We start from the raw sequence: 18,995 nt of genomic DNA, 5'->3' as shown, positions 1-18,995 counted from the left end.
GTATGAAACAAGAGAAACTAGATGAACTTTCAGACCACATGTTTCAACCCGCTAATACCGATGTTCTAGAGAACGAACAGATTGCCGGTGAAAGTACTGGTTTTTGGAAAGATGCATGGAGACGATTAAAGAAAAATCCGGGTGCTATTACAGGACTGATTATTATCTTAATTATCATTCTGATGTCAATCATTGGGCCTGGAATGAATGAATACTCATATTCTCAACAGGACTTATCAAGAGCGAAACTTCCTGCTAAAGTACCTGTACTTGAGAACATTGAGTTCCTAGGATTAAATGGTGTTGATATTCGAGGTACGGATCAGTATGAAGCAAAGGGTGTTGATGAGTACTTTTGGTTTGGAACTGACGGATTCGGTCGTGACCAATGGACGCGTGTGTGGCAAGGTACTCGTATCTCTTTATTCATTGCAGCAGCTGCCGCATTCATTGATTTTGTAATCGGAGTAGCTTACGGTGGAATTTCAGCCTACTATGGCGGTCGTGTTGATAATATTTTACAACGTATTATTGAAGTTTTGGTTGGTATACCTAACTTAATTCTCATTATCCTCTTTATTTTAATCTTTGAGCCCGGGATATTCTCGATTATCCTAGCCCTTTCCGTCACTGGTTGGGTTGGTATGTCGCGTATTGTTCGTGGACAAGTATTGAAGCTTAAAACGCAAGAATTTGTACTAGCATCTCGTACACTTGGTGCGACAAGTGGCCGTGTTATTGGAAAACACTTAATTCCAAACGTACTTGGACAAATCATTATTACAACGATGTTTACAATTCCAAGTGCAATCTTCTTTGAAGCATTTCTTAGCTTTATCGGGCTTGGTATTCGCCCACCTGAAGCATCACTTGGTTCGATTATTAACGATGGTTTCAAAAGCTTACAAATTTATCCACACCTTGTATTATGGCCGTCAATCATCATTTCACTTATTATGATTGCATTTAACCTACTTGGTGATGGACTTCGAGATGCATTTGATCCAAAGCTACGTAAATAGGGGGGAATTAGAATGGAAAAGATTCTAGAAGTGAACGATTTGCACGTCTCCTTTGATACGTTTGCTGGAGAAGTCAAAGCAGTTCGCGGAGTAAACTTCCATTTAAATAAAGGTGAAACATTAGCAATTGTAGGAGAATCTGGATCAGGTAAATCCGTAACATCTAAAGCCGTTATGGGCTTGATTCCAAATCCTCCTGGACGCATTAAGCAAGGTGAAATTAAGTTTGGCGATCGTGATCTTGCTCAATTGCCTGAAAAGGAAATGCAAAAAATTCGTGGTTCAGAAATCTCAATGATCTTCCAAGATCCGATGACATCTCTTAACCCAACGATGACAATTGGAAAGCAAATCATGGAAGGTCTTATTAAGCACCAGAACATGAGTAATTCAGAAGCAAAAGAACGAGCTATCGAGCTATTGAAACTAGTTGGCATTCCGAATGCTGAGGGAAGAGTGACTGAATATCCTCACCAATTCTCGGGTGGTATGAGACAGCGTGTTGTTATTGCGATTGCACTTGCATGTAATCCGCGTGTACTCATTGCTGATGAACCAACAACAGCACTTGATGTAACAATTCAAGCTCAAATTCTTGAACTTTTGAATGATCTACAGGAAAAAATGGGAACTTCGATTATCTTTATTACACACGATCTAGGTGTTGTAGCAAATATTGCTGATCGAGTTGCGGTAATGTACGCTGGTAAAATTGTTGAAACAGGAACTGTTGATGAGATTTTCTATAACCCACAGCATCCTTACACGTGGGGACTTCTCGGATCAATGCCAAGCCTTGATTCAACAGATGAAGAGCTAATTGCTATTCCTGGGTCACCTCCGGATCTACTTGATCCTCCAAAAGGTGATGCATTCGCACCGCGTAACCCATATGCAATGCAAATTGATACTGAAATGGAGCCTCCTCTGTTCAAGGTATCAGATACTCACTATGCAGCAACATGGCTCTTGCATGAAAAGGCGCCTAAGGTAGAACCACCTGCAGCGATTAAGAAACGAATGCAAGGTATGGCTCCGGATGAGCCGATTATTGGCGCGAAAGATGGTGGTAAACATGTCTAATCAAGAAAAACTTCTCGAAATTAAAAATCTGAAACAGCATTTCAAGGTCGGTAAAGGAACTGTGAAAGCTGTTGATGGATTAACGTTTGATATTTATAAAGGTGAAACATTCGGATTAGTTGGAGAGTCTGGTTGTGGGAAATCGACAACAGGACGTACAATTATTCGTCTTTACAATGCGACAGACGGAGAAGTTATTTTTAACGGGGAAGATGTTCATGGTAAGAAATCTGCTAAAGAATTGAAGAAATTCAATCGTAAAATGCAGATGATCTTCCAGGATCCATATGCATCACTTAATCCTCGTATGACGGTTTCTGATATCATCGCTGAAGGTATTGATATTCATGGCCTTGCTAGCTCTAAGCAAGCTCGTATGGATAAAGTTCATGAGCTTCTTGAGACGGTTGGTCTTAACAAAGAGCATGCGAATCGCTATCCCCACGAATTCAGTGGTGGACAACGACAGCGTATTGGAATTGCTCGTGCACTTGCAGTAGATCCAGAGTTCATCATTGCCGATGAGCCAATTTCTGCACTTGATGTTTCGATTCAGGCACAAGTTGTTAACCTGATGAAGAAGCTTCAACGTGAAAAGGGATTAACTTATCTATTCATCGCGCATGATTTATCAATGGTTAAATATATCAGCGATCGAATTGGTGTTATGTATCGTGGTGAGATTGTGGAGCTTGCAGAAAGTGAAGAGTTGTATCGCAATCCACTTCACCCATATACACAGTCATTGCTTTCAGCAATTCCACTTCCAGATCCTGAATATGAACGTTCCAGAAGACGTAAAATCTATGATCCTGAAAAACACCTTACTGAAAACGGTGAAAAACGCGTTCTTCGTGAAGTAACGGAAGGTCATTGGATTGCATGTACAGAAGAAGAGTTTAATCAGCTTAAAGTAACCGTATAATTAACAAAGGACAGCATTTTTTAGAAATGCTGTCCTTTTTATTGTTTTTTGTTTTTAATTCTTAAAGCTAAATAGGGTACGTATAGTAAGATTGCAAAAAAGAGGGTGACTTTCACATAAAGGGATAAGTCTATTGGCAGCGAATAGTCTATTAAAACGAGTACGCTGAGGACAATTGTTACTAGAAATATACCGATTCTTAATTTAGTCATATTTGGCTCCTTAACTAGATTGATAAAAAGGGGGAATACGATGATTTTTTACGTGTATAATCCTGAATTCGATAAAGAAGTATTTCACTCCTTACGATTGGAAAAGTACTCAGATGATGTTCTTCTTTCTGCTAATTCAATTGTTTATTTATTTGAAGAGAAAGAGGAAACGATCGGCTATATGTGGATGGAAGTGAAAGGGGATCATGTTATGTTAATTGATTTCTTTTTCAAGGGGTCTGAGGATAAAAAAAGAGGGCTGTATGATTTTATAGTGAAGCTTGCAAAGAATCAATCCAAACCACTTTTGCTGATGAAGATGCCTGTAAACATGCATGAAGAAGTGATGAAGAAATGGGGTGGGAAGATAAGGGAAAGGGATGGAAAGGATATACTTATTGAGATCCCTTTCCTAAAAGACAGAGTCTAAAATCATACACTCTTCTGCCACTCTTCCTGTGCAGATAAGCTATGTTCAACTAACTGATCCAAGTCAGATAGAGCAGATACCGCTTCTTGCTCTGAAATAACCTTATAGTGGTGATTGCCACCTGGCTCTTCATCAGCTTCATCCGCCATTGCTACGACTTCTTGAAGGGCATTACGATTAACTGTACCCAAGAAATAAGAATCAGTATGAAATAGAATGGCAACGGCAATTTCTTTAGCAGAGACTGGATCTTCGCCTAGTCGAATGAGCATTTTGTGAGCTCGCTCAGCCCCTTTTATTGCATGAATATCATTTTGTTTATATAAATTGTAATCCCATTTTCCATTCCGATACCAGGTGTAATGGCCAATATCGTGAAGTAATGCGGCTTTTGTTGCAAGATCAGGATTTACTGAGTTTTCATTTGCAAAGTAGTAGGCGTTCCTTGCGACTGTAATCGCATGAGCCAGTCCAGCCCGTTTTAAATATTTACGTGCGAATGGTAGTTGGTAGATGTCTGTTAATGTTACATGTCTCATGGTTTACGTCCTCCTTACTATCCGAAAATTGTTTTCTAAAAATCATACCATGATACCGCAAATAAATCAATTCAATAAGTTCACGAAAAAGACTTATTCAATTTTACTGGAAGTTCTTTCAAAGAATGGCTATTCATCTTATAATAGAGGAGGCAAACTAATAAAGGAGAGAGAAATTGTGCGTAAGTTTAATGTAGGATTAAAGAGTGTAATCGCTACGGTAATGCTATTTTCTGTGTTCGGACAACCTGCATTAGCAGAAGGTGAGGCATTATCAGCAGCAAATCTTAAGGGTGTAGAAACTGCGAGTAAAGAACTAACACTTCCTGACCGTCTACCGAGGTTCGTTTATGATTCAGGACTCGATTTTGAATACCCAGATGCTGTAAGAGGAATTTATGTAACGGGAAACTCAGCTGGTGGTAGTAGATTTAGCAAGCTTACAGATTTCCTTGATTCAACTGAGCTGAATGCAATGGTCATTGATTTTAAAGATGATTTTGGTAATCTTACATACGAACCCAAAAAAGATTCCCCTTTAGCAGAATATGAGATTGGTAAACCCTATATGAAAGACCCTCGTAAGGTCTTAGAAGAGCTTGAGAAGCATGAAATTTACCCAATTGCTAGAGTAGTAGTGTTTAAGGACACAGTACTTGCTGAATCAAGACCTGAGCTTTCTTATAAAGAAGGCGGGGCGGTATGGAAGAATGGACGCGGAGAAGCATTTGTTAATCCATTTAAAGAAGAAGTATGGGATTATAACGTTCAAATTGCAATTGAAGCTGCAAAAATGGGCTTTAAAGAAATCCAATTTGATTATGTGCGATTCCCTGAAGGATTCGAAACACGTGATGACAAGCTAGAATATACGATGGGCAAGTACAAAGATATGGATATGGATAACGTTCAGAAACGTGTACAAGCCGTTACAGACTTTGTTGCATATGCAAATTCAAAGCTTGAGCAATATGATGTTGACGTATCTGTCGATATTTTTGGTTATTCAGCAACCATTCCAGAAGCACCAGGAATTGGCCAAAACTTCTCCAAAATTTCGAGTAATGTCGATGTGATCTCATCTATGATCTACCCTAGTCACTGGGGATCATATTTTGGTATTTCAAAACCTGACTTAGAGCCTTATAAATTGGTGAACGAATATGCTAAAGTTGAGAATAAAGTATTAGGTGACCTTGAAAATGCTCCAACAAGTAGACCTTGGATTCAAGATTTTACAGCAAGTTACCTTGGTAGTGGGAACTATTTAAACTACGGTAAAGCTGAAGTTGAGGCACAAATTAAAGCATTGAATGAAAATGGAATTAATGAATTCTTGTTGTGGGATGCAAGTAACAATTACACAAGAAATGTTGATTATACTCCTTAATAGTTCGAGTAGGCCGTCTCTATATGAGGCGGTTTTTTCTGGCCTATTATAACTATTGTTCACCATCTATTTTAGTATTTTATACAATTTGTTGAATGTTTACTTAGGTGAAAAGAGGGGAAATTAACAAAGAACGCTGTAGGATAGCACTTTTTTACTGGATAAATGTGTTATAATAATGATGATGAATACATTTAAAAGGAGTAGATCAATGAACTGGTATGAGAAGCTGAATCAATATTTCCCCATTCAAGAAATGAAATCTAAAGAGCATATGGACTTGCTATTGAGTGAGAAGGGTCATATTTACAATAAGGACGAAGGTCCCAATCATGTTTTGATGTACGCCGATTTGCCTGATTTCATATTTGTGGATTATATTTTCGTTTCCAGTGATGCCAGAGGACAAGGGCTAGGAAAGAAATTGATTGAGAAATTGAAAGAAAAGAATAAGCCAATCATCCTTGAAGTAGAACCTGTTGATTATGACGAAACTGATACTGAAAAAAGACAGCGCTTTTATTTAAGAGAAGGTTTTAAGCATGCGAAGTCAATTGGTTATCGCAGACGGTCTCTTGCAACGAATGAAATCAATGAAATGGAGATTCTATATTGGTCACCTAGCGAAGCTGGTGAAAAAGAGGTCTACGAGGCTATGAAGCATACGTATCAAGAGATTCATGCATACAAGGACAAGCAGCTGTATGGTGAATCTTATCAGCCTGTAGAAGAAGTGCTCAGTCTTAAAGAAACTCACGAATTAGTAGAAGATTAAGATTTCTGTTTTCTAACAGGAGGGAAGCTTCTTATGAAAAACCGTGATAAGCAAAAGAAAAAGAAGCGTGAATGGTTAAAGGATTTGTTTAAGAAACGCTGGAAAACCTGGAAACCGCAGTCTTCAAAAGAGCCCGCCTCGAATACGAAAACATCAGCATGAAAAAAAAGAAAGCCCGATGGCTTTCTTTTTTTATGCTTCTATGTCTCTTTTCTTATCTTGTCGTTTCTGACGACGTAAATCAATTAAATAATAAACGACTGGGATAAACACAAGCGTTATAAATGTTGCCACACTTAGTCCAAATACAATCACAATCGCCATTGGTTGTTGAATTTCTGTTCCTTCTCCGAATCCAAGTGAGAGTGGTACTAACCCGAGAATAGTCGTTAATGCGGTCATTAAAATAGGTCTTAGTCTGACAGGGCCAGCTTCTAAAATGGCTGATCGAGTATCCATTCCTGTTTCTCGGAGCTTATTAATGTAATCAACGAGAACAATGGCATTGTTTACAACAATCCCTGTTAATATGAGCATCCCAATTAAGGATCCAACACCTAGGGGTTGGAAGGAGATCAGTAAACCAAAGATAATTCCAATAGCCGTTAATGGGACAGAGAACATGATAATGAACGGATAAAGAAACGATTCAAATTGGCCTGCCATCACCATGTACACAAGAACGATCGCAAGTGCGAGGGCACCTGAAAGTTTAAAGAAAGCATCGTTCATTTGTTCATCCTGACCGCCAAATGTAATTTTGTATGCATTACTAGGTAAAGGAACGTCCTTTACAAGCTTGGCTCTAATTTCATCTGTAACAGTGCCCAAATCTCGATTTAGAAGGCTTGCTGTTACTTCCACTTGTCTTAAACGATCTGTCCGAGTAATTTCAGATGGTCCTAATCCCCGCTTAATTTCAGCAACTGCAGAAAGAGGAATCTTCTGTCCAGTCTGTGTTTCTACAAGGAGATTTTCGAGTGAATCGAGGGAATCCGTGTACTTATCATCCACCGTTAAACGAATATCAAGCTGATTCCCATCACGTGCAAGGTTACTAGCAACTAGACCTCTCGTCGCATTTGAAATGGCGGTCGAGATTTGTGAACTTCCAATTCCATAACTCGAAGCTTTTTCACGGTCAATTAGGATTTGAACCTCTGGATTATTCGATTCAATACTAGAAACTGGTTCACGAACCCCTTTAACCTCAGATATGCTCTCCATCACGTCATCCGACATTTCTTTCAACACATCAAGGTCAGGTCCAATAATATTAATTGCAATCGGATCGGCACTAAAGCCGGAGTCGCTTGCAGATACTGAAATATCAGCGTTAGGAATGTTTTTAACTTTATTCCGAATTGCTTCAGCTACTTCAAGATCGGATTTCTCTCGTTCATCAATTGGCACGAGTAGAACACTATAGGTTGCCCGGTTTGTCTGACTACCAGCTCCTACACTAAAGTTATCTGTTCCACCAGCAGTGAGATAAGAAAGTTCAACTTCTGTTACGTTATCAAGTATTTTGTTAATTTCCTCTGTTACATTTTCAGTAGCGTCAAGTGAGCTTCCTGCTGGCAGGTTTGCTGAGATATTAACAAAACTCTGGTCCTGAGCAGGAAGAAACTCTGTTCCAATAAAGGGAGTGCCTGCAGCAGATAAGGCGAGTAACAAAACAGTAAACCCGACAGTTTTCTTAGGATGTTTTAACGATTTTTCTAGAACACGTCTGTACCAGTTATTAATTCGGTCAAACCGAACTTGGAAGATCGATTTTGATTCGTTCCGATTCATCAGAAGAGATGATAAGAGTGGAACGATAATTAAGGCTGTAAAAAGCGAAGCTAGTAAGGAATATGTAACAGCTAGTGCTAATGGTTTGAAAAGCTGTGCTGCAAGACCTGTTACAAATACAATCGGTAAGAAAACAACAACGGTTGTTAGTGTGGAGGCAATGATGGCACTTCCTACTTCTTTCGTACCTTCAACAGCTGCATCTTTAAGTGATTTTCCTTCTTGTCTTAATCTATATATATTCTCGAGAATAACGATGGAATTGTCGACCATCATCCCAACGCCTAATGCCAATCCTCCGAGAGTGAGTAGGTTAATCGTTTGTCCAGAGAAATACATCAAGATAAACGCGCCTACGATGGAGATCGGAATGGATAGGCCAATAATTAGGGTGCTTCTTATGTTTCTTAAGAAGAGATAAAGAACAGCAGCAGCAAGTATGCTTCCAATAATGATATTCCAAACAACAGCTCTGATTGATTGGTTAATGAATTTCGCTTGATCAAAAACCGTTTTAATTTCCATATCGTTAGGAAGAGAAGGCTGGATCTCTTCAAGCTTTTCGTTAATGTCTTTTACAACTTTAACTGTATTTGAACCAGATTGTTTTTGAATGGAAAATCCGATGGCTGGTTCACCATTCAAATAGCTTTCCTGAATGGCAGGTTTCATTGTTTCATTTATATCAACAAGTTGATTCAGTTTTACCGTACCACTCTCAGTAGGCACTGAAAGATTTTTCAAATCTTCAACCGATTCAAATTCTCCTGTCACACGGAGCGGGAGGTTTTTGTTCTCGGTTTCAATTGATCCACTCGGGATATTAAGGTTCTCAGAACCTATTAACTGTTGCAAATTCGTTAACGTAACTCCATATTGACTGAGTTTATCTGGGTCTGCTGTTAGTCTAATTTCTTTCTCCAGTTGCCCTTCAATTGTAACTGCAGCGACACCAGGAACGGAGTCAAGGGAAGGTTTAATTTGATCCTCAATAATTTTCTTCACTTCTGTTAAATCTTCTTCTGACCCCGCTACACCAAGTTGCATGATGGGGATGTCACTTGGATTAAACCTTAAGACCTTTGGAATAGGAACTTCAGAAGGTAAAGAATCTCTAACCGCATCGATTTGTTCCCTCATATTTAAGGTGGCAAAATCCATGTCTGTTCCCCATTCAAACGAAACAAGAATTAACGCACCGCCATTTCGAGAAACAGAAGAAATGCTCTCTACATTAGGGAGTGTGCCCATCACATTTTCGAGCGGAGAGGCGAGCAGGTTCTCGACTTCTTCAGGACCAGCGCCGTCATATGTAACGGTAACAGCCGCTACGGGGAACGTTAGGTCAGGAAATAAATCAACGGGCATATTTCGAAGAGATACCGTTCCGATAATGAGAATGAAGATAATAACCATCCCCATTGCAATTGGGCGAAAAACGGAAAGCTTAGCTATATTCATTCAATTCAACTCACTTCTTTACCTGGATTTCGGATGTATCATTTAAGCGATCTTTTCCTTGTGTGATTACTTTATCACCTTTAGAAAGACCACTTGTGATCTGGATGTTATCTTCTGATTCAGCTCCAAGCTCAACTTCCACTTTCTTAACTTTTTTACCCTGTGGAACGTAGACATACGTCTCTTTATCACCATAGATAACAGATTCTTTTGGAATGACAATAGCGTTATCTATTTCATTTGTCTTTATGGTAGCGGTAGCTTTCATCCCGCCCTTAATTTTTCCATCCTTGTTCTCAATCGGAATCTCAATTAAAAACGATCCTGTTTGCTCGTTTGCTGTAGGAGGAATAGCATTTAACTTTCCGTCAAATGATCCATCAACGCCATCAAACGCAACCTTAACTTCTTGTTCTTTTTCTAATTGTGAGATCTGAAAGCTATTGACTTGAAAGGCAGCATGTATAGGTGTGAGATTAACGACAACAGCAATTGGTGTACTTGGAACTGCAGTTGCGTTTTCCTCTGTATTTATTTGCGATACAATTCCGTTGATTGGGGATTCGATTGTAGTAGCATTTAAAACATCTCGTGCTTGGTTCAAACTAGCTTTTGTCTCTGACAGCTGTGTTTCTAACTGAGTAACGTTTCCTGCAGACATCGAGGGTACTTGAGCAGCGGCTTGTGACAATTGAGCTTGCTTAATTGTTACCTCCAGACTCTCTTTCAGAACATCTGCAACGGTAACCTCTTCTGAGTCAAGTTCGTTAAGAAGCTTCTTTGATCGATCAAGGGAAGCGTTCAGGTCTGTTTGGAGATTTTTCAATTCCTTCGCGCTTTTTTCAGCTTGCTGTGAAAGTTCCTTTGCCTGATTAACAGCATTTTGGAGTTCGTTCACAGCATTCGTAAGTTGGGCTACATTTTCCCTTGCTGCTGTATCATCAAGTGAAATAAGCAGATCGCCTTTTTCGACGGTACTACCAACTTTTACATTAATCTCCCTAACTTCTAGTGGAGAAGGCGTGACAAGTGGGATCGTTACACCTGGTGTAGCTTGTCCTGTTAATTCGAGTTCATCAGATAAATTAAGTTGTTTAACCGTAGTCGTTTCAACGGGTATGGCTTCGTTAGCAGTTTCTTCATTAGTAATTTCTTGTGTCGTACAAGCGCTTGCAAAGACGAGCATGCCTGCAAGCAAGATGGTTTGTCTCATTTCTTTCACCTCAGATTTAGTGTCTCTCTTACGAATCGTATCATGTGGAGCAATCTTAAAAAGCACTTAAAATCAAACATTTTTAAACAATATAGGTTTGGATGGAGAAGCAAGGGGTATATAAGAGGTAGACATACGAATAAGATTTGTATAACCATTGTATAGCTTTTATGTAAATTTTGTCATCCCCTATTTATTTTATAGGAATTGTAGTATAATACAAATTGTGTAAAGATAATTTTTCTAATGTAAGAATGACGTTTATTTATAGAAAGGAGCAATTCCTTATGGTAACACTCTATACATCTCCAAGTTGCACATCTTGCCGTAAAGCGAAAGCATGGTTGCAGGAGCACGACATTCCATTTACAGAGCGCAATATATTTTCAGAACCTCTTACAATTGAAGAAGTTAAAGAAATTCTTCGAATGACTGAGGATGGAACAGATGAAATTATATCAACTCGCTCGAAAACATTCCAGGAATTGAACTTAAATCTAGATTCAGTATCTCTTCAAGAATTGTTTGAGCTTATTAGTGAGCACCCTGGATTGCTTCGTCGTCCGATCATTTTGGATGAAAAACGACTACAGGTTGGGTACAATGAAGATGAAATTCGTCGTTTCCTACCACGTAAAGTTCGTACATTTCAACTTCAAGAGGCTCAGCGTCTCGTTAATTAATTAAAAACTTCTACAGGAGTTCCTGTAGAAGTTTTTTGTTTCATACTGATATTATTGGATATAAATGATATTGCCTTTCAACTTCCTAACAAGAAAGCCCCCAACAATGACGATTATTAAGAATGTGAACTGAATGAGCCATTCCATTGAAGGGTAAATATAGAAAAATGGTTTTAATTCAGCAGCGCTAGTTAACATTCTGCCAGACGTTAATGCGAGAATACCTGCACCGATGTAAATTAAAACAGGAAAATGATCCAGAGCATGCATGATCATTCTACTACCCCATACGATAATAGGGATAGAGATCAATAATCCAAAGACTACAAGTGGTAGTCTTCCTTCTGAAGCTCCGGCAATAGCGAGTACATTATCAAGCCCCATTATGAGGTCTGCAATAACGATTGTTCGAATAGCTCCCCAGAAAGAAAATTTCGAATGGATGGTTTCGCTGCTTTCACTATCGATTACAAGTTTAAATGAAATGTACAACAGGAATAGACTACCTACAATCAATAAGAAAGGAAGCATTAATAAATAGACAGCTACAATTGTTAGTGCTATTCTAAGTCCAACAGCGAGGGCTGTTCCAATCATAATCGCTTTACCGCGATGTGATTCGGGGAGGTTCCGGCAAGCGAGGGCAATGACAACTGCATTGTCTCCACCAAGCACAATGTCAATGCCGATAATGAAAAGGATCGATGTGAAGGTTTCTACATTAAACAAGGAATCCACTCCCGGTTAGCGAATTTTTAATCTCATGACAGGAGCACTTTGGGGCAAGCTATACACATAAATAAATATATCGTGTATATGGTTTAATATGAGTGAAAAAATCAAACGATTTTTTATTTCCATTCTCAGAAGGTTTATCATAGAATGGTATTACAAGAGAAAAGCGATTAACGACAGTCGCTTAAGGGAAAGAGAAAAATTAGGAGTATCCCAGAGGGAATAGCCTTCCGGTTACACAAACAGGAGGGAGAGAGTACACATGGAAATCGAACGCGTCAACGCGAATACTTTAAAATTCTTCATTACGTATAGAGATATTGAAAATAGAGGATTCGATCGTGAAGAGATTTGGTACGACAGAGAAAGAGGCGAAGAATTATTCTGGGAGATGATGGATGAAGCACATCAAAGAGAACAATTTTCACTTGAAGGTCCTCTCTGGATACAAGTTCAAGCCCTTGAAAAGGGACTTGAAATTATTGTGACTCGTGCTCAAATGTCAAACGATGGATCTAAACTAGAACTGCCAATCTCAGAAGAAAAGCAGCTAGACCTTCCTCTTGATGAGAATATGGATAAGATTCTTGATGAAAAGTTTGCACTTCAAAATAGCTATGATCCTGAAGACGAGCCTGAACCGCTTGAGGGAGAAGAGCTTTCCTTTATGATTGGATTTAGGGACTTTGAAGATGTGATTTCATTATCACACGGATTTGATTCGACTGGTGTTGAGAATGGCTTGTACCATTTTGAGGACCGTTATTATCTCCACGTTGTCTTTGATGAAACATTAATAGAAGAAGAGCAGGACAACCGATTGAGTCAGCTGTTGGAATTTGGGTATGAAACAGACCTGACACTTCACCGCATACAAGAATACGGTAAGGAGATTCTCTCTGAACAAGCTCTCGAACAACTCCGCGGGCACTTTCCACTCTTATAAGCCTGAGCCGATTTCATTTGAAATCGGCTTTTTTTATTTGATTGCTATAAGAATAGGGGTGGTATCCGCTCCTACCCGCGAGGTGGGCGGGGAGCCTCTTCGACGTGCTAAGGCGCACCTGTGGGATCTCACCTGTCCCGCAAATCCCGTTGGAGTCGAGCACCTACTGCTTCAATCAACTACGAAAGGCAACACTCTTTTAGAAAAGAGGGTTCTTAAAAAAGGATTTAAGAATAAGATGGAGAATGTCATTTAGGGACAATTGAAAGAGAGGTGTTGTGATGCTTACTGCATTATTGAAAGATGGAACACTTTTTAATCTCGCAGATTCTACTCATGTTCTAAAGGATCTTCGTAAGTTGAGAAGTCTGGATTATTTTTGCCCAGTTTGTAAAGAAAGAGTAATCATGAAACTTGGTGAAAAAAGAGTATGGCATTTTGCCCATTACGTAAGTGGTATATGTCTTAGTCATTGGGAGCCAGAATCAAATTATCATCTATCTGGAAAAAGACAGCTTTATGAATGGTTAAAGAAAGACGACCCTGAAGTGAAATTAGAATACTACTTGAATTCTTCGAAACAGCGCCCCGATCTTCTAATACCTTCACGACGAATAGCAATTGAATACCAATGTTCATCCATTGATGATCGGCTTCTTAGACAAAGAACAACTGATTATGGGTCATTAGGATACGATGTTCGTTGGATTTTCGGTGCCAGGCGATTTAAAAGCACTTACCGTTACATCCATTCAATTAGTGCGATGGAATGGACCGCTATTCACTATACTAAGCACTCTCCAGTACTCATCTATTATTGTCCCGACCAAAAGAGATTTTGCTTCGTAACAATCTTCTATACCTTAACCCCTACGAAAACCGTTTGCTCCACTTCCTATTATTCAACATCCAACCTTTCACTCGCACAACTACTGCACTTTCGTCCTACACCAGTAACTGCGATCGACCACACCACTATTTGGCTGAAACAAAAACAAATTTGGCGTCAAAATCCTCACGGTGAAAAATCATTCGCTTATTTCTATCTTCGGAAGTTATTTTATTCTAAAGGCCACACAATCCGCATGTTTCCCAGTGAAGCAGGTATCCCTTCACCATACAACTACATTCTTGAGACTCCACCTTACCTATGGCAAACCTGGATTCTTGTTTGTTTCTTGCCAACGATCCCTCAGGGAAATCAATTCACCTTCGATAATGTCTTCCGCTCTTTTCAACAAATTATATCAATTAACCTAATAAAAGTAAGAAAATCATTGGGAGAAGAATCATCAAATGTGGCATTAGCACTCAAAGGCTACCTTAACCAATTAATCCGATTAAAAGTATTAAAAGAATGGGATAATGAACGATATGAAAAGCTTTATCAGCCGCAAATTATTAGAGAAATTGAACGCAGTCATCATTTGGATTCAGCTATCTTAAAAAGACTCCAATGAATTGCAAGGATTGTCGAGCGAAATTGTAAGAATAATATGTAGAATATGGTACGATAACTAATGTGACGTTACTATTTGATGGAGGTGTCTTACCGATGGAAGAGAAAAAAGTAAACGCTTTGCCTAAACGTGAGGATATTCCAGTAGAAGATACTTGGGATTTAGAGGCCATTTATGAAAGTGATGACAAGTGGGACGAAGAGTTTAAAGAAATAAAAGCACTATTACCTGAAATGGAGCAATATAAAGGAAAAGTTGGAGAATCAGCAGACACTTTATACAATGCACTACAAAAGCAGGATGAAATCACAATTAAGCTAGGAAAACTTTATACATATGCGCACATGCGCTACGATCAAGATACAACAAATTCCCACTATCAGGGTTTGAATGATCGGGCAGCAAATTTAGCAACACAGGTGAGTAGTGCACTTGCTTTTGTTGTACCTGAAATTCTAAGTGTACCTGAAGAAAACATACAGGAATATTTGAAGGAAAAGAAAGAATTAGCACTTTATGCTCATTCTCTCGATGAAATTAACCGCCAACGTCCTCATGTTCTTTCAAAGGAAGAAGAGGCAATTCTTGCAGGTGTGAGTGATGTAACAAATAGTTCTAGCAACACGTTTGGTATGCTTAACAATGCTGATATGAAGTTCCCAACGATTAAGGATGAAAATGGAGAAGAAGTTGAAGTGACCCACGGGCGATATATCCGTTTTCTTGAAAGCAGTGACCGACGAGTTCGTAAAGATGCATTTAAAGCTGTTTATGGAACATACGACAAATTTAAGAATACGTTTGCGAGCACATTGAGTGGAACAGTGAAACGCGATAACTATAATGCCGATGTGAGGCATTATGATTCTGCAAGACAGGCAGCGCTTGATAACAACAATATTCCTGAGGATGTTTACGACAATCTTGTTGAAACCGTTAATAGCCGTTTAGATTTGCTTCATCGCTATGTTAACTTGCGTAAAAAAGCACTTGGGCTAGATGAGATCCATATGTATGACTTGTATACCCCACTTGTACCTGAAGTGAAAATGGAAGTTTCCTATGAGGAAGCGAAGAACTATATTCTTAAGGGATTAACGCCTCTTGGTAAAGAGTATCAAGAAATTCTTGAAGAAGGTTTCTCGAATCGTTGGGTAGATATTCATGAGAATGTAGGAAAGCGAAGCGGCGCCTATTCCTCTGGTACATTTGGCACACGCCCTTATATTCTAATGAACTGGCAGGATAACGTGAACAATTTATTTACACTAGCACACGAGTTCGGCCATTCTGTGCACAGCTATTATACAAGAGAGAACCAGCCGTATCCTTATGCCAATTACTCAATCTTTGTAGCTGAAGTGGCATCTACGACGAATGAGTCACTTCTTAACCACTATTTACTTGAGAATACAAGTGATAAAAAAGAAAAGCTATATTTGTTAAATCATTATCTTGAAGGATTCCGTGGTACGGTATTTAGACAGACGATGTTTGCAGAGTTTGAGCATGCTATTCATAAAAAAGCACAAAATGGAGAACCTTTAACTCCAGATCTTCTATCATCTATTTATTATGATTTGAATAAAAAGTATTTCGGAGAAGATCTTGTGATTGATGAGGAGATTGGCATTGAGTGGGCACGGATCCCTCATTTCTATTACAACTACTATGTTTTCCAATATGCAACTGGGTTTAGTGCAGCTGCCTCTCTATCCAATCAGATTCTTGATGAGGGAGACGAAGCAGTGAAACGCTATATTGACTTCTTGAAAGCTGGAAGCTCAGATTATCCAATTGAAGTGTTGAAGAAAGCCGGAGTGGATATGACATCATCCAAGCCAGTTAGCGATGCGCTTGATGTGTTTGAGTCCATTCTTGATGAGATGGAAAGTCTTCTATTTGAATAAAGAAACAAAAGCCTTCTCCAGTAATGGAGAAGGCTTTCCTATTGATCAAACCCACGAAATTGATTTCTTGTGTTAAATAGACTAACAGTAAACAGAATGGAAATAAACAATAGAGCCGCCCCAACGATTGTAGGGATAAATTTAAGAAGACTCATTATGAAGAGAATGAAACTAACAGCAACAAAGGCAACACCTAACAATAATAAGAAGCGTGGCATATTTTTACCTCCTCATCTTAAACGTATGACTATTTTTTGGCGAGTAGACCGTTAGAGGAATGACTATCGGTACATACAGAAAGGGGAACGGAATAAGAAATTCCGTTCCCCTTTCTGTCATATATTACGTTAAACAAACGTACTTTTCGTATTTATCCATTAATCGTGCGCCAGAAACATCCGTGTTTAACAGGTACTTTTTCTACCTTCTGTTTGAGGGCAAGCTTTTTCATCTCTGCATCAGCTTCCTCACAAGATAAATCATATACAACAGCAACTTCTTTCGTTGCAACGAAGTGATAGAGATTCATGAACTCCTCGAGTGAAGGGAGTGGTTTAGGTTCTGGCTTTGTTTTCAGCATTTCGGTAAGAATTCGAACATACACTTCATAATCATAAACTCCCGTAATTTTAAGCCCTTCTTCTTCAATATTTTCGTTAAAGAAGACGAGTGTAGGAAGTTCTTGAACTTCCATCTCAGTGGAGATTTTTAAATCACATTGTAATGCTTTGACAGCAGCTTGTGAATGAAGGTCCTTTTTGAATTCATCTACATCAAGACCCGTTTCTCTTGCAGCTTGAATAAGGTTTTCTTCTTTTGTCATGTTTTGTTTTTGGATAAAGAGAAGCTCTCGCATTTTTCTAAGATAATGAAACCCTGGAAGCTTCCCCTGAAGCTCAGCAGCCTTAATAGCGATCGATGCAATATAAGGGGTGTCCATAGGGTCTTCATACCATAAATCACCGTCACAGGACATTCCTGAGCGACTGGCAGTACGTTCCCAACGCTCGGCAACGTCTGCGTGAGTCTTAATTCCCTCATTCTTTCTTTTGAACGAATTAAAGGTTTGAATATTACCACCAGCTAAGTGCCTTAAGCGGAAAGTGTGGCCATATTCTAGATGTAATTTCTTTATAATGGGTTCGAGCCCCCAGCAGTCAGGACAGAGCGGATCAATAAATGAATAAATTTCGATAGGCTTGCCCTTTTGAGATGGAGCCGAACAGGCTGAATCGGTTTGTCCATTTGGATTGTAAGAATCGCAATAGGAACCAACTACATTCGGTGTCAATTCGATTCTCCTTTCTCTTCCCGATCACTAGTGTTGACCATGTGATGGGCAGTGAACGTCAATCTTGTTAAAAGATGTTCTTTTAAATCTTTCTCTAATTCCACCTCATCCATTGCTTCTTGCATGCACGTAAGCCAAGCAGTTGCTCTACTAGGCGTAATTTCGAATGGAAGATGTCTCGCTCTTAACATAGGATGCCCATGTTCTTCAGAATATAGAGGAGGTCCTCCAAGAAATTGGGTTAGGAATTGAGTTTGTTTTCTTGCCGTTTCAGTTAAATCATCTGGAAAAATTGTTTTCAATTCGGGATGTTGTGAAACGCGATTATAAAAAGCAGTCACGAGTTGTTCTAACTTCTGTGATCCGCCTAGATGATCATACATGTTTTGCTTCATAGTACTTTTCCCCTTTGGAAAGTAAAACCTTATTTCATGTTCATTTTAGCAACCTCCCTACATAACAGCAAATAATCCGATTTGAAATGATTGGTAAACAAAAAGAACAGAGCTGATTTAGCCCTGTTCTTGTGATGCGAGAAAGAAACGAAGAATTTTGTTTTTAGCGTTACGTTCTTTAATATGATGTTGCTTTAGTAGGGTCTGGAAGGCGCGCTTTCCTTCTTCATATTTCGTTACTTCGAACTCAAGCTCGAAATCTTCTCTACCTAAGTACTCACTGCGATCAAGAACAAGAAGTCCTGATTCGATGGTTCGTTCAGCGCGATGTGTTGTTAAACTGCCAAGGTGTAATAGTTCAGTATGAACACCAAGATTGTGAAGCTGTTCTTGAACTTCTCCTTCAGGCAGTTGTCCTTTTGACTTAATGAAATCGAAGGTATCTTGTGTAATGGATTGGTGTGTTTCGAGTAACCCTTCACTTGCTGGTTCTTTAAGCGTGAGAAAGAGCGTATTGTTTTTACTTCTGACTCTGAGTGCAGCTCCTTTTTCACGGAGAAGAAAGTCTTTCGTATCGAAATAGTCATTCGTTTGCGTTTTGATATCCTCTTTGCTTAGTTCATAAGCGGATAATAGTGCAACGTATTCGTCTTTCGTTAGCATGTTTTTAAATTCGATTTCAACTTCTTGTGACATCTCTAAATCCTCCATTCGCGTAATCATAAGAG

Annotated in this window: 19 protein-coding genes; 11 read left to right on the top strand and 8 right to left on the bottom strand. The window is 39.1% G+C overall.

Annotated elements, in window-relative coordinates; all coding sequences use genetic code 11:
* Positions 1–2 precede the first annotated feature (2 nt).
* From opp3C to FBF83_RS03575, 4 genes are all read left to right on the top strand, one after another.
* The gene (opp3C, locus tag FBF83_RS03590) at positions 3–1,022 is read left to right on the top strand and encodes an oligopeptide ABC transporter permease (protein WP_136946473.1); all 1,020 of its coding nucleotides are present in this window, start codon (positions 3–5) and stop codon (positions 1,020–1,022) included.
* A gap of 12 nt (positions 1,023–1,034) precedes the next feature.
* Positions 1,035–2,105 carry an ABC transporter ATP-binding protein gene (locus FBF83_RS03585; protein WP_136945749.1) on the top strand — a complete coding sequence of 357 codons (1,071 nt, stop codon included), beginning with the start codon at positions 1,035–1,037 and terminating at the stop codon, positions 2,103–2,105.
* Positions 2,098–3,030, top strand: a complete 933-nt coding sequence (locus FBF83_RS03580; protein ID WP_136945748.1) for an ABC transporter ATP-binding protein — start codon at positions 2,098–2,100, stop codon at positions 3,028–3,030. The genes FBF83_RS03585 and FBF83_RS03580 overlap by 8 nt, the downstream gene beginning before the upstream one ends.
* A gap of 252 nt (positions 3,031–3,282) precedes the next feature.
* A complete protein-coding gene (locus FBF83_RS03575) occupies positions 3,283–3,672 on the top strand; it encodes a hypothetical protein (RefSeq protein ID WP_136945747.1) in 390 nt (129 codons plus the stop codon).
* A 2-nt stretch (positions 3,673–3,674) separates the two neighbouring features.
* On the opposite strand, the gene FBF83_RS03570 is transcribed toward FBF83_RS03575, so the two are convergent.
* Entirely contained in the window at positions 3,675–4,211 is a 537-nt protein-coding gene (locus tag FBF83_RS03570) for an HD domain-containing protein (RefSeq protein ID WP_136945746.1), read from the bottom strand.
* Positions 4,212–4,434: 223 nt separating this feature from the next.
* Between FBF83_RS03570 and FBF83_RS03565 the strand changes: the two genes are divergently transcribed.
* The 3 genes from FBF83_RS03565 (at position 4,435) to FBF83_RS21250 (ending at position 6,538) form a co-directional block, all read left to right on the top strand.
* Positions 4,435–5,601, top strand: coding sequence for a putative glycoside hydrolase (locus tag FBF83_RS03565; protein ID WP_136946472.1), 1,167 nt, complete (start codon positions 4,435–4,437; stop codon positions 5,599–5,601).
* A 211-nt stretch (positions 5,602–5,812) separates the two neighbouring features.
* Positions 5,813–6,376: a GNAT family N-acetyltransferase gene (locus FBF83_RS03560; protein ID WP_136945745.1), complete on the top strand. Its 564-nt coding sequence runs from the start codon at positions 5,813–5,815 to the stop codon at positions 6,374–6,376.
* Between the two features lie 33 nt (positions 6,377–6,409).
* Entirely contained in the window at positions 6,410–6,538 is a 129-nt protein-coding gene (locus tag FBF83_RS21250) for a hypothetical protein (protein WP_255435862.1), read from the top strand.
* Between the two features lie 30 nt (positions 6,539–6,568).
* On the opposite strand, the gene FBF83_RS03555 is transcribed toward FBF83_RS21250, so the two are convergent.
* On the bottom strand, positions 6,569–9,634 hold the full coding sequence (locus FBF83_RS03555; protein WP_136945744.1) for an efflux RND transporter permease subunit: 3,066 nt from the start codon (positions 9,632–9,634) through the stop codon (positions 6,569–6,571).
* 10 nt (positions 9,635–9,644) lie between these two features.
* Positions 9,645–10,847 (bottom strand): efflux RND transporter periplasmic adaptor subunit, encoded by a 1,203-nt coding sequence (locus tag FBF83_RS03550; RefSeq protein ID WP_136945743.1) that lies wholly within the window; start codon positions 10,845–10,847, stop codon positions 9,645–9,647.
* A 287-nt stretch (positions 10,848–11,134) separates the two neighbouring features.
* On the opposite strand from FBF83_RS03550, the gene spxA reads away from it, so the two are divergent.
* Positions 11,135–11,530 carry a transcriptional regulator SpxA gene (spxA, locus tag FBF83_RS03545; protein WP_136945742.1) on the top strand — a complete coding sequence of 132 codons (396 nt, stop codon included), beginning with the start codon at positions 11,135–11,137 and terminating at the stop codon, positions 11,528–11,530.
* 51 nt (positions 11,531–11,581) lie between these two features.
* Here spxA and FBF83_RS03540 read toward each other — a convergent pair whose 3' ends face one another.
* A complete protein-coding gene (locus FBF83_RS03540; RefSeq protein ID WP_136945741.1) occupies positions 11,582–12,259 on the bottom strand; it encodes a TerC family protein in 678 nt (225 codons plus the stop codon).
* A 268-nt stretch (positions 12,260–12,527) separates the two neighbouring features.
* On the opposite strand from FBF83_RS03540, the gene mecA reads away from it, so the two are divergent.
* The 3 genes from mecA to pepF all read left to right on the top strand — a co-directional run bounded on the left by mecA (position 12,528) and on the right by pepF (position 16,581).
* Positions 12,528–13,211 (top strand): adaptor protein MecA, encoded by a 684-nt coding sequence (mecA, locus tag FBF83_RS03535; protein ID WP_136945740.1) that lies wholly within the window; start codon positions 12,528–12,530, stop codon positions 13,209–13,211.
* Between the two features lie 281 nt (positions 13,212–13,492).
* Positions 13,493–14,671, top strand: a complete 1,179-nt coding sequence (locus tag FBF83_RS03530; protein ID WP_136945739.1) for a competence protein CoiA — start codon at positions 13,493–13,495, stop codon at positions 14,669–14,671.
* Between the two features lie 95 nt (positions 14,672–14,766).
* Positions 14,767–16,581 carry an oligoendopeptidase F gene (pepF, locus tag FBF83_RS03525; RefSeq protein WP_136945738.1) on the top strand — a complete coding sequence of 605 codons (1,815 nt, stop codon included), beginning with the start codon at positions 14,767–14,769 and terminating at the stop codon, positions 16,579–16,581.
* Positions 16,582–16,619: 38 nt separating this feature from the next.
* Here the strand turns inward: pepF and FBF83_RS03520 are convergent, their stop codons facing one another.
* The 4 genes from FBF83_RS03520 to FBF83_RS03505 all read right to left on the bottom strand — a co-directional run bounded on the left by FBF83_RS03520 (position 16,620) and on the right by FBF83_RS03505 (position 18,963).
* Positions 16,620–16,799 (bottom strand): hypothetical protein, encoded by a 180-nt coding sequence (locus tag FBF83_RS03520; RefSeq protein WP_136945737.1) that lies wholly within the window; start codon positions 16,797–16,799, stop codon positions 16,620–16,622.
* Between the two features lie 152 nt (positions 16,800–16,951).
* Complete coding sequence (locus FBF83_RS03515; RefSeq protein WP_240688017.1) at positions 16,952–17,776, bottom strand: ClpXP adapter SpxH family protein; 825 nt, start codon at positions 17,774–17,776, stop codon at positions 16,952–16,954.
* Between the two features lie 92 nt (positions 17,777–17,868).
* On the bottom strand, positions 17,869–18,267 hold the full coding sequence (locus FBF83_RS03510) for a globin (protein WP_136945735.1): 399 nt from the start codon (positions 18,265–18,267) through the stop codon (positions 17,869–17,871).
* A 117-nt stretch (positions 18,268–18,384) separates the two neighbouring features.
* A complete protein-coding gene (locus FBF83_RS03505) occupies positions 18,385–18,963 on the bottom strand; it encodes a CYTH domain-containing protein (protein WP_136945734.1) in 579 nt (192 codons plus the stop codon).
* Positions 18,964–18,995 lie beyond the last annotated feature (32 nt).

It is taken from the genome of Guptibacillus hwajinpoensis, assembly GCF_005144865.1.
Lineage (GTDB): Bacteria > Bacillota > Bacilli > Bacillales > Guptibacillaceae > Guptibacillus > Guptibacillus hwajinpoensis_A.
This window is presented reverse-complemented; position numbering and strand designations above follow the sequence as displayed.

Coding starts and splice junctions, on each gene's coding strand:
- opp3C (WP_136946473.1), top strand. CDS start 3: ATGAAACAAGAGAAACTAGATGAACTTTCAGACCACATGTTTCAACCC.
- FBF83_RS03585 (WP_136945749.1), top strand. CDS start 1,035: ATGGAAAAGATTCTAGAAGTGAACGATTTGCACGTCTCCTTTGATACG.
- FBF83_RS03580 (WP_136945748.1), top strand. CDS start 2,098: ATGTCTAATCAAGAAAAACTTCTCGAAATTAAAAATCTGAAACAGCAT.
- FBF83_RS03575 (WP_136945747.1), top strand. CDS start 3,283: ATGATTTTTTACGTGTATAATCCTGAATTCGATAAAGAAGTATTTCAC.
- FBF83_RS03570 (WP_136945746.1), bottom strand. CDS start 4,211: ATGAGACATGTAACATTAACAGACATCTACCAACTACCATTCGCACGT.
- FBF83_RS03565 (WP_136946472.1), top strand. CDS start 4,435: ATGCTATTTTCTGTGTTCGGACAACCTGCATTAGCAGAAGGTGAGGCA.
- FBF83_RS03560 (WP_136945745.1), top strand. CDS start 5,813: ATGAACTGGTATGAGAAGCTGAATCAATATTTCCCCATTCAAGAAATG.
- FBF83_RS21250 (WP_255435862.1), top strand. CDS start 6,410: ATGAAAAACCGTGATAAGCAAAAGAAAAAGAAGCGTGAATGGTTAAAG.
- FBF83_RS03555 (WP_136945744.1), bottom strand. CDS start 9,634: ATGAATATAGCTAAGCTTTCCGTTTTTCGCCCAATTGCAATGGGGATG.
- FBF83_RS03550 (WP_136945743.1), bottom strand. CDS start 10,847: ATGAGACAAACCATCTTGCTTGCAGGCATGCTCGTCTTTGCAAGCGCT.
- spxA (WP_136945742.1), top strand. CDS start 11,135: ATGGTAACACTCTATACATCTCCAAGTTGCACATCTTGCCGTAAAGCG.
- mecA (WP_136945740.1), top strand. CDS start 12,528: ATGGAAATCGAACGCGTCAACGCGAATACTTTAAAATTCTTCATTACG.
- FBF83_RS03530 (WP_136945739.1), top strand. CDS start 13,493: ATGCTTACTGCATTATTGAAAGATGGAACACTTTTTAATCTCGCAGAT.
- pepF (WP_136945738.1), top strand. CDS start 14,767: ATGGAAGAGAAAAAAGTAAACGCTTTGCCTAAACGTGAGGATATTCCA.
- FBF83_RS03520 (WP_136945737.1), bottom strand. CDS start 16,799: ATGCCACGCTTCTTATTATTGTTAGGTGTTGCCTTTGTTGCTGTTAGT.
- FBF83_RS03510 (WP_136945735.1), bottom strand. CDS start 18,267: ATGAAGCAAAACATGTATGATCATCTAGGCGGATCACAGAAGTTAGAA.
- FBF83_RS03505 (WP_136945734.1), bottom strand. CDS start 18,963: ATGTCACAAGAAGTTGAAATCGAATTTAAAAACATGCTAACGAAAGAC.